The sequence below is a fragment of the Microbulbifer marinus genome, from assembly GCF_900107725.1.
GTDB lineage: Bacteria > Pseudomonadota > Gammaproteobacteria > Pseudomonadales > Cellvibrionaceae > Microbulbifer > Microbulbifer marinus.
This window is the reverse complement of the sequence record NZ_FNQO01000004.1, coordinates 174608-187811: the sequence shown is the minus strand read 5'-3', so window position 1 is coordinate 187811 and position 13204 is coordinate 174608. Positions and strand designations below refer to the sequence as shown.

The window sequence follows — 13204 nt, the reverse complement described above, 5'->3', positions numbered from 1 at the left end:
ATGGAGCATTCGGATGGGTATTGGAATCGAACCATGTAGCGCAGAATCAAAGTTAACTTTGCTCTGCCTCTAAGTATTGTTGCGTTCCTATCCTGTTCGTGAAATTGGCGGACTGTTGATGCCAGAGTTTGTCCGGGGATTCCGGACAACGGTTGGCGCGCAACAGGTCTGCGAGAAATAGTCGCGCTTGTCTGGTCAGTGAACTCCGCTGGCGAGTGATCACGCCGTGCGGTGAAAGGTAAGCGTATTCGGGAGCGTTGAGTTCGTGTAACTGCCCGGATTCAACCCAGGGCCTGGCGTAGTTACGCGGCAGGAAACCGAGATAGCAACCGCTCAGCAGCATAGTCAGTTGCGCTTCCATATCGAGGACGGTGGCGCGCCGATTATAGGCCTCCAGGCGTTCGCAATCGTCGACTGTCGAGAACCCCCGTACACTGATCGGCAGGTCGACTATGTCGTCGTTGCGGATCTCGCGCTCCAGGCCAAACAGCGGATGGCCAGCGCCGCAGTACAGCATATGTTCTTCGTCGTACAAGGGCGTAAATACGATACCGCTGTAATTGGTGGCGAAAAAACCGATCGCCATATCGTACTTGCCTTCGAGGACCGCTTTTTCCAGATCTTGCCGATACTCGATGTGCATAAATATCTGCACACTGTTATCGCGCTGATTGAAACGTTTGACGGCGTCACTGATCAACCTGCTGCCAGCGGCGGTGATGGCATCTTCTACGCCGATATTCAGCTTGCCGCCCAGGTTGGCGGTGAGTGAGCGGGAGATGCTGGTAAACCGCTCCATGGCGTTGCGCAGCAGAATGGCCTCTTCGTAAATCCGTTGCCCTTCCTCGGTCAGGCTGAAACCCGCTCTGCCGCGGCGACACAGCTGCGTACCGAGGCGGCTTTCGAGGGATTTCATGTGAGCGCTGATGGTGGCTACGCCGATATTCAGCTTTGCCTGTGCCGCGGAGTAACCGCCGGCTTCGACGACCTTGATAAATACATATAACCAGCGCAGGTCGATGTCTGATATGCGTCCGATAGCCATGTCGCGATGTACCTCCCGTCGCCGAAATGCTCGACAACATGCGATGCAGAAAAACCAGCGTGAATATGTCTCCTCGGGCTATCCATATCCATGCCGATCGGCAAGCGGGGGGCATATCCTGTGTGGCTGGTGGTGAAAAAGTTTTGTCGATGACTCACATAACCGTCGGTGTCAGCCGGCGACTATTTGCGACCACGGCGCGCATGACAGTCTGATCCTGCCGGGTGAGTACAGATCCAAAATGACTGGCGCTTTGCGGGCGACCGGTTCTCGGAATCCATGACTTTGCGAAGCTGATCCTCGCGTCTTTTCGATAATTGGTCAAGTAAACTCAGAAAACCTCTGATATATCCACTTGCGCCCGGTTGTTAGATTTACGCCAACTGTCAGGGCCCTGTCTGGGTTGGCGCTGTCTGCGCTGACTAAAAATAGGTAGTGAGCCCGGTGAAGACATTACTGAGCATACTCAAAAATAGGTATTGGCGCGGTGAAAACACTTGGTGATTTCTCGGGAGTCCAGCTTCCCGGTCAGGCTGTCCTATCGCCACTGTTGGTAGAGAGGCCATGCTGATGACAGGCGTTAGTGATCTGCGCATCAATTCCGCGCGACTGATGGGCGACCTGGAGTCGCTCGCTGCGATCGGTCGGGCGAGCGAGGGCGGCATCCATCGCGCGGCATTTTCCGATGCCTATCGGCAGGCGGTGGACTGGCTGATAGATCGTATGCAGGCGGCGGGTATGGAAACGCGCATCGATGCGGTCGGCAATGTGATTGGTCGTATGGGGCCGGCCGACGGCGCCGTGATCATGACCGGCTCTCATATCGATACGGTGCGCAACGGCGGACCGCTGGATGGCGCGCTCGGCGTGCTTGCCGGTATCGAGGTCGCCCGCGTCCTCAGCGAAAACAAGGTTGTGCTGGGCGCCCCCTATGAAGTGGTTGCGTTTAACGACGAGGAGGGTGCGTTTCTGAGCCTTATGGGCGCAATGGCACTGTCCGGCACCATTCGCGACGAAGACCTGCAGTCGGCGGCCAACGCGGAAGGCGTGCGATTGATCGATGCGATGCGCGAGTCGGGACTCGACCCGGATCGATACCACCAGGCGGCCTATCCGGCGGAATCAATCGCGAAGTACCTGGAACTTCATATCGAGCAGGGCCCGGTTCTGGAGAACCTTGATCTCGAGATCGGCGTTGTGGACGGAATTGTTTGTCAGCGCAACATCGAATACACGTTTCGCGGACAGTCGAACCACGCGGGCACGACGCCGATGAACATGCGCCGCGACACATTCCGTGCCGCTGCGGAGTTCGTTACCCATTCCTATGCCCTGCTGGATCAAGGTTACGCGAACGAGTCGACCCGGATGACCTTCGGTACCTGTGCCATCGCGCCGGGCTATTCGAACGTGATTCCGCGCGAGACGACGGTACGCCTCGACAATCGGGATCTCGATGAATCCAGCAGTGCCCGGTTGGTGGAGCGGGTTGCGCAAATTGCCGTAGAAACGGCGGACAAATACAACGTCGAAATCGATATCAACGAGCGTTGCACCAATCCGGCGGCGCTGATGGACGGGGGCCTGATCGAATCGTTGCAGGCGGTTGCCCGTGATCTGGGCTACAGCCATCAGGTGATGCCATCTGGTGCCGGCCACGATGCACAGGCAATGGCGCTGATCTGCAAGGCGGGCATGATCTTTGTGCCGAGTCGGCGTGGGTTGAGCCACCATCCCGATGAATGGACCGCGCCGGAGCTGCTGGCGAAAGGTGTGAACGTTCTGTTGCAGGCGTTACTGCGGGAACTGAGTTGAACAATATGGTCGATCGAGCGGGTAGCGTCCCGTGGAGCGACCTTGTAGTTGGTGAGAATTAAGTAGTGGGGGAAGCAATGAGTGAGCTTAAGGAAGATGTAATCGTAAGCGAGCCGCAAGCAGCCGGGGGGCTGCGAGCCAATGCGTTGATCAACGGCTCCTGGGTGAAAGGGGAGGGAACTACTCACTCGGTATTAGCCAGCGACCTGATCGTCGCCGATCTGCAGTCATCGGGATTACTGCGGACGAAAGGCTTCATCAATGGCGCCTGGGTAAATGGGGATGGCAGTACGCACGCGGTATCGAATCCGGCCACCGGCGAGACGGTAGCCGAGGTGGAAAACCTCAGTGCCGACCAGGCCGTGCAGGCGGTCGACGCGGCCGATGCCGCGTTCGCTGAGTTCCGCGCGCTGTTGCCGCAGGAGCGTTCGCGTCTGCTGATGCAGTGGCACGAGCAGATTGTGACCCACCGGGAGCAGCTGGCGCTGATCATCTCCCTGGAGCAGGGCAAGAGCCTGGAAGAGAGTCGCGGCGAAGTCGACTATGGTGCGGGATTTGTCGAGTGGTTTGCCGAAGAGGCCAAGCGCCTCAACGGTGAAACCATCGCTTCGCACCTGAAAGACAAACACCTGCTGAGCACGCGCGTTCCCGTTGGCGTGGCGGCCCTGGTGACACCGTGGAATTTCCCACTGGCGATGCTGACGCGCAAAGCGGCGGCGGCACTCGCGGCGGGCTGCACGGTGGTGGCCTACCAGTCGATGGAGACACCGCTGACGGCGCTGGCGCTCGCGCGCCTGGCCGAGTGCGCCGGTTTCGCACCGGGCGTATTCAACGTTATCTGCGGTAAATCCCGCGTGCTGGTTACCGAGCTTACGCGCCACCCGAAGGTGCGTGCATTCTCGTTCACCGGCTCGACCCAGGTCGGACGCATTCTGAATGAGCAGTGTGCGTCGACGATCAAAAAGGTTTCGCTGGAGCTGGGTGGCCATGCGCCGTTTATTGGCTTCGCCGACGTCGGTGTGGACAACCTGGTCAAGGGCGCGCTGGATGCGAAGTTTGCGACTTCGGGACAGGACTGCCTCGCGGCAAACCGCATTTATATTCAGCGCGAAATCTATGACGAGTTTGTCGAGCGGTTTGCCTCGGCGGTAGCCGGGCTGCGAATCGGCAATGGTTTGCAGGACGTAGATATAGGCCCACTGCAGCACGAAAACCAGGTGCTCAAATCCATCGAGCATGTGGAAGATGCGGTAGCCAAGGGCGCGCGACTGCTGATCGGCGGTGACCGCGATGTCCAGGGGCCGCTGTTCTACCAGCCCACGGTGCTGGCAGACGTGACTCCCGATATGGCCATCTACCGCGAGGAGACTTTCGGTCCGGTAGCCGCGGTGATTCCCTTCGACTCCGAAGAGGAAGTACTGGCGGAGGCGAACGATACCGAGTACGGCCTGGCGTCCTACGTTTACACCCGGGATGTGGAGCGCATCTGGAAATTCACCGACGGACTCGAGTACGGCATGGTCGCCGTCAACAGCGTGAAGATGACCGGTCCGCCGATTCCTTTCGGCGGAGTCAAACAGTCCGGCCTGGGTCGCGAAGGCTCGATGCACGGCATCGATGAATATACCGAGACCAAGTACATATGCATGGGAACACTGCCGCTGTAGCAGCGGCCCGTTCCAGTTAGATTTTCATCCTGTTCAGGAGCCAGATTATGAGTAAGAAGTTTGATCCCAGCCTCAGCCTGGAAGAATTGGATCGCCGCACGATTTTTCACGCGTCGACGCCTCTGAAGCACCACGCCAGTGGCGAACTCGGTTCGCCGCGCATCATCGACAGCGGCAGTGGTATTCGCATCACCGATACCAAGGGTGTATCCACCATCGATGCGTTCGCCGGTCTCTACTGTGTGAACGTTGGATACGGCCGCACGGAAATTGCCGATGCGATCCACGAGCAGGCGAAGAAGCTGGCCTACTACCACACTTACGTGGGCCACTCGAACCAGCCGCTGATTGAACTGTCACGCCGCGTGATCGAAATGGCACCGGAAGGCATGAGCAAGATCTACTACGGCATGTCAGGTTCCGACGCCAACGAGACGAATATCAAGCTCGTGTGGCACTACTGGAACGTGAAGAATCAGCCGCGCAAGCGCAAGATTATTTCCCGTATGCGCGGCTATCACGGTTCCGGCATTATGACCGGCTCCATGACCGGACTGCCGGCATTCCACACCAGTTTCAACCTGCCGATGGACGACATCAAGCACACCGTCGCGCCGCACTTCTACTGGGAGGCAGAGGCGGGCATGAGCGAGCGCGAGTTCTCGCGTTTCTGCGCCGACCAACTGGAGCGCAAGATTCTGGAGGAGAACCCGGAGACGATAGCGGCCTTTATTGGTGAGCCGGTGCTGGGCACCGGCGGTATCGTGCCGCCGCCGGAAGGCTACTGGGAAGAGATCCAGGCGGTGCTGGCGAAGTACGACATCCTGTTGATTGCCGATGAGGTGGTATGTGGTTTCGGTCGCGTGGGCCATAACTTCGGCTCCGATCGCTACGGCATCAAGCCGGATATCATGACCGTCGCCAAAGGACTGACCTCCGGCTACCTGCCGCTGTCCGGTTCCATCGTCGGTGAAAAGGTCTGGTCGGTACTCGAGGACGGCACCGACAAGTATGGTCCGATCGGCCACGGCTGGACCTACTCGGGCCACGCTCTGGGTGCCGCCGCGGCCCTGGCCAACCTGGATATCATCGAGAAAGAGGACCTCATTACCAACACCAATGTGGTCGGTGAGTACTTCCAGGCGAAAATGCACGAAGCCTTCGACAATCACCCGCTGGTCGGCGAATACCGCGGCGTGGCGCTGTTGGGCGCGATTGAATTTGTCGCGGACAAGGATGCAAGGCAGCGCTTTGCCCCCGATCTGAAGGTCGGGCCGCGCATCTCCGCGCAGGCACTCAAGAACGGCATGATCGCGCGCGCTATGCCGCACCAGGATACGCTGGGCTTTGCGCCGCCGATGGTGACAACCAAGGATGAGGTCGACGAGATCGTTGCCATCGCCGAGCAGTCCGTCAACGAAGTGATGGACCAGCTGTTCAAGGAAGGCGCCTGGAAGGGTTGATACCGTGGTAGCGCTGTGAATGGTATTCCCCTGGCGCCGATGGATCTGGCGAGGGCGCTGGGGGTCACGTTCCTGTGGGGGCTGAATTTCAGCCTGATCAAGGTTTGCCTCACCTGGTTTGACCCGTTCACGCTGTCGGGAATCCGCTTCCTGCTCTGTGCACTGCCGCTGATTTTCTTCGTGCCGCGCCCGGATGTGTCGCCAATCTGGGTAGTGGCCTACGGCCTGTGTTTTGGTATCGGTACCTGGGGGCTGGTCAACTGGGGAGTGCAATCCGGTTCCGCGCCCGGTGTCAGTTCGATTGTCTTGCAGACCAGTGCGCTGTTTAGTGCCGTATTCGGTATCGTGCTGTTTGCCGAAAGGCCCACACCCGGGAAAATGATCGGTTTGTTAGTGGCTGCTATCGGTCTCGGCATTTTGTCCCGGTTGCAGGACGGGTCTGTCACCGCCGAAGGTGTCGCACTGGTGATAGCGGGCGCTTTCTTTATGGGGGTGGCCAACAGCCTGGTAAAGGCCGCCGCACCGCGTCGTCACTTATCCTTTCTGGCCTGGTCCAGCCTGATATCGCCGCTGCCGCTATTCGCGCTCGGCTATCTGCAGTTCGGCGGCGTGCCGCTGGTGCCGGTTGCAGAGGCGAAAACCCTGGCGATCGTCTGTGCCTATCTGCTGATTTCTTCCTATCTGGCGACGCTCTACAGTTACTACGTATGGAACCGCCTTATCCATCGCTATGAACTGTCGCAGGTAGCGCCGCTGTCGCTGGTAGTGCCGGTATTCGGCATCACCATCTCCCACTTCGTATTCGCCGAGCCATTCGGCGGCGACAAACTGCTGGCTTGCGTATTGGTGATGCTCGGGCTGCTCATCGCCGGCTTGCTGGATCGCTACCTCGACCGCTACGCCGCATGTCAGGGGCAGAGCTGAGCGCCGATGATTACTTAGCGATACCTGCAATTTAGCTTTGATCGTTGCATATATATACGCGTTTCGATCCGGTGCTAACCTGCCTGCAACCAGTTCCATTCGCGTAGTAAAGGTGTGCGGGCACTGGTGCGCCGCTTCGCTTCCTGGCCACAGCCGCGCAGGCCCTACTGCACTCAGCAACCGGAACACCCGTTAACGCTATTGTGGTCTCACAGGACCGATTTTTAGGAAATTCTCCCATGCCGACGATCAAAATCCTGACCGAAACTGAACTGCGCCAGGCCGTGCCCCTGGACCTGGATGCGATTGAATGTGTGGAGGAAGCCTTTCGCTCGCTGGTGACCGACAAGGTGGTGATGCCGCCGATCCTGTCGCTGCCCGTCGCGGAGCAGAATGGCGATGTCTGCATCAAGACCGCCTACAATCCGAAGTTTGATTCGTTCGCGATAAAGATTTCCCCCGGGTTCTTCAACAACTACAAACTGGGCTTGCCTAGCAGTACCGGACTGATGGTGGTGCACTCGAGCCTGACCGGAATTGTGCAGGGGCTGCTGCTGGATAACGGCTACCTGACCGATGTCCGAACCGCCGCCGCGGGTGCGGTTTCGGCGCGCCACATGGCCCGTGAAGATGCGGCGAGCGTCGCCGTGATCGGCACCGGAGTCCAGGCCCGGCTGCAGTTGAAGGCGATCTGTCTGGTACGACCGATTATCCGCGCGATCATTTGCGGCCGCGATCAGCAGCGGACCGAAGCGGTCGCGCGCGAGCTCAGCGACGAACTGAATATTCCGGTCGCAGCGACCACCGACCGGGAGCAGGCCGTCGCCGGTGCCGATATTGTCGTGACGACGACACCGTCGAAAGAGCCGATTATCAAGGCCGAGTGGCTGCAGCCAGGGCAGCATGTCATTGCCATGGGCTCCGACCAGAGCGACAAGGTCGAGCTCGAGGCCGAATGTGTGCTGCGGGCCGATGTGTTTGCCGTCGATCGGCGCCAGCAATCGGCAGCTCAGGGCGAGTTGCGCCATGCGATCGCCAGCGGGGTGGTAGCGGATAGCGCGCAATTTCCGGAGCTCGGCGAAATCATTGCGCGCGGGACCGGCGGGCGCCCTGCCGCAGAGTCGATCACCATCTGCGATCTGACCGGTATGGGGGTGCAGGATACGGCGATCGCGAATCTCGCCGATCAGCGCGCAGCGCACATGGGCATCGGCACCAGTATCGCCAGCTGATGGAACCTTGCCCGAACGGGTTTGGCTGAAGCGCGGGCGGTTATTCTCGGCGCAACTGCCGTACTGCCGGCGTCTTCATCGACGCCGGACTTACCTTGCCCTTCCAATTTTTACTACATGGCCGTTACACCTGAGCGGTTCGAATGCAGCGGCGCCGTGTAGAAGGGGCGTATCGTCAATTGTGACCGGGCCCGAGCCGTGGTCGGCACTGAGTGCCCGCTGTTCTAGGCGATTCGCGGACGTTTCCCATACGTTACGCTGATACCCCGGCACCACCGTTAAGCATCTCATGATGGCCGACCTTATCGGCAGGCAGGGGTATGGCAGAACCCAGCGCGCGCGATTGCCTGGTCGATGCTGTCCTTTGCATTTCCCTAGGGTGCGACCTCGGTGCACCTCAGCATTGCTAGCCTGTTCATCCCGTTCATGGTACAAAACGTCTACCTCGCGCCGGTGCTCGCACTCGAGCAGGGGCTGGTATCCCTGCGGATGCATGCGGTGGCCGGTGCGGTCTTCCTGCTGATCCTGCATACGATCGGCCCGGCACTTCTGGCGGGCGAGCCGGACGATCGAATCCGACCTGGAGTCTGCCGAGCGCTGAACCCGGGTCAAGCCAGATAATTTGTCACAACAATAAGTCGAATCATTATTTCAATGCCTACTGCAGTGCAACAAGCCAAGCCCGCAGGTCTCCGCGAGCGCAAGAAACTGCGAACGCGGCAGGACCTGCTGAAGGTTGCGGAACGACTGTTCAGCGAAAATGAGTTCGCCGATGTCACGGTCGAGCAGATCGTCGAGCTGGCGAATGTCAGTCAGAAGACGTTCTTTAATTATTTTCAGAACAAGTCGCAGTTTCTGTCCGAATTTATAATGGACTGGTTGCTGACGATCGGCTTTTGGTCATTCGAGGACAGCCCGATTGTTGATTGTCGCTCCGCCATAGTGCCGACTGATGCATCGCAGACTATTGAGTGGATTATCGGCCATCGCCGTATCTGGAAGATGGCGATGCAGCATACCGACTTCTTCGACTACATTTACAAGCTCGACGAGGGCTCGGACGAATTCGACCCTGCGCTGCATGCGGCGGTGCGCGCGCATCGACAAAAGCGCGTGGCGTTGGCCCAATCCCAGGGGTTGGTGCGCAGCGATATCTCCGCGGCGGAAGTCTGCCGGTTGTATGACACTCTGCGCATCGATTCGGTGCGACGCTGGCTCTATCTCAGCGAGGAAAGTGCCACACCGGAAAAGCTGCACGAGCTGTTCGCAGTATGCGTCGATGCGCTGATCAAAGGCATTGAAAAGCGGGACTGACCCCGCCTTCCTGTACCGCTCTTCTTCCCGGCGGGGCACCACCGCCAGCTCTGTAGTTGGATATGCCGCACCGATTTGAGAAGCAGCGGGGAATAGTCTGACCATCGCCCATATTCCCGGGTACTGTTATTTCCGCGATTGCGACCGGGTTCCGCTGCGCATTCTGTCAGTGCAATTATGAATACCTTCCGCTGCGGCAAAATTTCTTTCAGAAAACTTGCTGCCCAACCCACCTGTTCACCTGCCCCGACACAGATCCCTGCAACGGCCCATCTGCTAGATTCGCGCCGCATTCAAACGGTTGTTTGAATGCGACGGCAAGCGCGGCCACGTATCGCAATTCGGTCATTTATTCAGGTGTTGCCGCTCCCGTGTAGCTCTCTAGCTCGCCGATCGCATCAAAACGCGCCAAATCCGCTCTGTCGAGGCACTTCACTCATCGATAACTTATTGATTTTAGGGAATATTTTTCCCGCCATAAAAATACTCGCACACGATATTTACACGGGGTGTACTTTTTGGTTAGATTTGAGTGAAATTTGAACAGAGAAGGCCGCCGTGAACCCATCACGATAGTAAGTCAGTTCGGCGTCTACTTACTCGATGTTTGTCATTCGCGCCGTTGTCATCCGGTTGTGCGAAAGCGCCGGACGCGAAACAGCAAAGCGGAATGTGCGTTTAAGTGAAGGAAGGTAAGAGGACAGTCATTTGTCCGCGAATCCGATCATGCGGCAATCGATTGGCATTTTACCAGTAGAGATATTGGGCGCTCACGAGGCGCACCCGTAGATAAGATTAATAACTGGCACGCGAAATTTTTAGCATCAGCGATACATAAAAAATAAGCCGGTAGAGAAATTTCGGAGGAGAACAACGATGTTTACAAAAAAATCACTAGCACTTGCGGTATCCGTATCTGCAATGTTTTCAGGTCAGGCACTGGCTTCTGATTGGGCCCTTGAGGAAGTTACCGTAACGGCCCAGAAACGCGCGCAAAGCATGAACGACATCGGTGTCGCCGTGAGTGCATTCACCGGCGACCAGGCTGAAAGGCTGGGCATGTCGACGGCCAAGGATATCGCGATGCAGACGCCGGGCTTGAACACCGCCAACGCGGTGTCCGGTGGTGCGCCGGTATTCGCTATCCGCGGCGTTGGCCTGGAGGACTTCAACCTGAACAACTCATCCGGTGTCGGCGTCTACGTGGATGATGTCTATGCATCCTCGCCCGCATTCCTGAATGGCCAGATGTTTGATGTGGAACGTATCGAGGTACTGAAAGGCCCGCAGGGCACGCTGTACGGGCGCAACACCACTGGCGGTGCAATCACGGTCGTATCGCGCAAGCCGACCGAGGATTTCGAGGCTTCGATTTCCACCAGCTACGATAGCTTGAGCCGCGTAGAGACTACCGGCGTAGTCAGTGGCGCGGTCGCGGATAATGTACAGGGCCGTATCGCCGTTAACGTGATCGATCAGAACAAGGGTATTCAGAAGGACATCCATACCGGGCAGGATCTGCAAAAGGATGAAAAGCAATCCTTCCGCGCCCTGCTGGCCTGGCAGCCTACCGACAACAGCGATATTTTGTTCAATATCCATGGCTCCAACGACGATTCCATTTCCGAAAGCCCGCTGAACACCGGGATCCCGGAAACCGATCGACGCCATGTGAGTATATCGCGCCTGCCGCAGCGGGATGAGAAGGGCGCCGGCGGATCCATTATCGCCAACATTGATTTCGATGCCTTTACGTTGACCTCGGTCACCGCCTATGACAAATACGATCGCAGTGTTTTCGACAATGTCGATGGCGACGTGCTGGAACTCAATGACAACACCCCCGATGCACAGGTGAACCAGACTTCCCAGGAGTTTCGCCTTACCTCGAATAGCGATGGCAACCTGAGCTGGATTGCCGGCCTGACTGCATCACAAGAGGAATACAGTGGTGCTACCGCGGTGCTGCTGCGCAACACCGTAGATCTGTTCGTGGGCGCCCCGCTGGGTACAGCCTCGGGTGCGATCGATACGGCGTCAGAGCAGCGGACTCAGTCGCTGGGTGCCTATCTGCACACCGAAACCCAGCTCAGTGACGAGTTCAAGCTGACCGCCGGCGTACGCTACTCCGACGATAAGATCGACTACGAGGGTTCAGTAACCGATAACACCGATATTGATCCACACAACATTCTCGACGCTGGCCTGAGTGGCATCGGCGCTTTTGCCTTCGCGCCGACCGGCACCGTTCTCGATAGCGTGTCGGAGTCCAATCGATCCGACAATGTGAGTGGCCGGCTGGCACTGGACTACACACCCACCGACAATCTGCTGCTGTATACCTCGGTGGCTAGCGGTTACAAGGGCGGCCGTCACTACGGCTTTGCGGTCACGCAGCCGGGCGCGCTGGGCTATGTCGACGATGAGGAGCTGATCAGTTATGAGCTCGGTATCAAGGCGACCCTGCTGGACAATACCATGCAGCTCAATGCCGCTACCTTCCATACCGACTACAAAAATCGTCAAAGCCTGGTCGTGCTGGACGATCTGTCGCAGACCCTGATGAACGTGCCGGAATCCGAGATGTCCGGTGCCGAAATTGACATCACCTGGCGTCCAACCGAGCGACTGGATATCTTCGCCGGTGCATCGTATCTCGATACCGAAATCACCAAGGGGCCGGGCACGAAAGAACGGCGCGGATTGACGCTGTTTGAGCCGATTGCCGGTTCTAAACTGCCGCAGTCGCCGAAGTGGCAGTACAACGCGATGGCGACCTATACCATCCCGCTGGGCGACAGGGATCTGTTCACGCAGCTGGATTATGCTTGGGAAGACCAGTCTTTTTCCCAGCTGGCCGACCCCAAGGCGCTCAATGAAAGCCACGGTAGCCTGAACGGCCGCATAGGCCTGGCCGACCAGGCCGGAGTCTGGGAAGTGGCACTCTGGGGCAGAAACCTGACCGATGAGGATGCGAAAATTTACGGCTTCCCGGACTTCCTCGGCAGACAAGTGGGGTATTCCCAGGAGCCCCGGAGCTTTGGCATTACCGCTAAATACTATTTCTTCTGATGTTGTGTTGTAGTCGCTTTTGACTTTGCCGGGGACTTGTCCCCGGTTTTTTTTTGCTTTGCGGTAAATCGCCGTTTGTGCACGTAATTCTGTCACGTAATGGATGCGCGCCGGGAACGGCATGTAACCGACTCACTTTATGAGTATCGGTAATGAATGCAGGCGAAGTATGTTGAAATTGAGCGGGGCGGGATGGTCGCAGCAAATGCCGGCCAGACAATGTGCACTGGGCCGCACTAAAAATAGGAATAGCTTTAAAGCATAAAAAAGCCAGCGCTGACAGTCAGACGCTGGCACAAACGTTCCACGAAAAAGCGCGTGTTACGATTTGGTATAGCGTCGTATCTGGCTCATATACACCTCGGCCACTTCATGCTGGGACAGTTCGCCGGTCGGCGGCTGGCCCTGCAGGTATTTCTATTATTGTTGCTAGCTACACGGTGGCCGATGAGCCGGCCAACGTGTTAGCAAAGTAGTTGTTAGTCCTCACTAACAATTAAAATACAGCTGCTGTAAGGTTTGGTCAAGCATAAAGTGGTTTTTCGCCGGTAATGCCCGTCGGAGACGGTCGCTGCAATCAAATCAGCGATATATTATTTCGGTATGATTGACCTCCTACAGGGTGATCCGGTGGTAAGCTGTTGCCGCATCACGGGTCGGGCGAGATATTTA

The 13204-nt window shown here is 57.7% G+C and carries 9 protein-coding genes; 8 read left to right on the top strand and 1 reads right to left on the bottom strand.

The window, feature by feature from the left end:
• Positions 1-52: 52 nt before the first annotated feature.
• Entirely contained in the window at positions 53-1045 is a 993-nt protein-coding gene (locus BLW36_RS15285) for a LysR family transcriptional regulator (protein WP_091390729.1), read from the bottom strand.
• Between the two features lie 570 nt (positions 1046-1615).
• Between BLW36_RS15285 and BLW36_RS15280 the strand changes: the two genes are divergently transcribed.
• From BLW36_RS15280 to BLW36_RS15245, 8 genes are all read left to right on the top strand, one after another.
• A complete protein-coding gene (locus BLW36_RS15280) occupies positions 1616-2860 on the top strand; it encodes a Zn-dependent hydrolase (RefSeq protein WP_170833236.1) in 1245 nt (414 codons plus the stop codon).
• Between the two features lie 77 nt (positions 2861-2937).
• Positions 2938-4527 carry an NAD-dependent succinate-semialdehyde dehydrogenase gene (locus BLW36_RS15275; protein WP_091390725.1) on the top strand — a complete coding sequence of 530 codons (1590 nt, stop codon included), beginning with the start codon at positions 2938-2940 and terminating at the stop codon, positions 4525-4527.
• 47 nt (positions 4528-4574) lie between these two features.
• Positions 4575-5990 carry an aminotransferase gene (locus BLW36_RS15270; RefSeq protein WP_091390723.1) on the top strand — a complete coding sequence of 472 codons (1416 nt, stop codon included), beginning with the start codon at positions 4575-4577 and terminating at the stop codon, positions 5988-5990.
• 15 nt (positions 5991-6005) lie between these two features.
• Positions 6006-6914 (top strand): EamA family transporter, encoded by a 909-nt coding sequence (locus BLW36_RS15265; RefSeq protein WP_091390720.1) that lies wholly within the window; start codon positions 6006-6008, stop codon positions 6912-6914.
• A gap of 239 nt (positions 6915-7153) precedes the next feature.
• Complete coding sequence (locus BLW36_RS15260) at positions 7154-8146, top strand: cyclodeaminase (protein WP_091390718.1); 993 nt, start codon at positions 7154-7156, stop codon at positions 8144-8146.
• Positions 8147-8536: 390 nt separating this feature from the next.
• Positions 8537-8767, top strand: coding sequence for a hypothetical protein (locus BLW36_RS15255; protein ID WP_139304925.1), 231 nt, complete (start codon positions 8537-8539; stop codon positions 8765-8767).
• A 33-nt stretch (positions 8768-8800) separates the two neighbouring features.
• On the top strand, positions 8801-9460 hold the full coding sequence (locus tag BLW36_RS15250; RefSeq protein ID WP_091390715.1) for a TetR/AcrR family transcriptional regulator: 660 nt from the start codon (positions 8801-8803) through the stop codon (positions 9458-9460).
• Between the two features lie 999 nt (positions 9461-10459).
• Positions 10460-12532 carry a TonB-dependent receptor gene (locus BLW36_RS15245; RefSeq protein WP_170833235.1) on the top strand — a complete coding sequence of 691 codons (2073 nt, stop codon included), beginning with the start codon at positions 10460-10462 and terminating at the stop codon, positions 12530-12532.
• Positions 12533-13204 lie beyond the last annotated feature (672 nt).

Excerpts from the sequence above, each read along its gene's own strand:
- BLW36_RS15270 (WP_091390723.1), top strand. The coding sequence starts at position 4,575 with ATGAGTAAGAAGTTTGATCCCAGCCTCAGCCTGGAAGAATTGGATCGC.
- BLW36_RS15285 (WP_091390729.1), bottom strand. The coding sequence starts at position 1,045 with ATGGCTATCGGACGCATATCAGACATCGACCTGCGCTGGTTATATGTA.
- BLW36_RS15275 (WP_091390725.1), top strand. The coding sequence starts at position 2,938 with ATGAGTGAGCTTAAGGAAGATGTAATCGTAAGCGAGCCGCAAGCAGCC.
- BLW36_RS15280 (WP_170833236.1), top strand. The coding sequence starts at position 1,616 with ATGACAGGCGTTAGTGATCTGCGCATCAATTCCGCGCGACTGATGGGC.
- BLW36_RS15260 (WP_091390718.1), top strand. The coding sequence starts at position 7,154 with ATGCCGACGATCAAAATCCTGACCGAAACTGAACTGCGCCAGGCCGTG.
- BLW36_RS15250 (WP_091390715.1), top strand. The coding sequence starts at position 8,801 with ATGCCTACTGCAGTGCAACAAGCCAAGCCCGCAGGTCTCCGCGAGCGC.
- BLW36_RS15245 (WP_170833235.1), top strand. The coding sequence starts at position 10,460 with ATGAACGACATCGGTGTCGCCGTGAGTGCATTCACCGGCGACCAGGCT.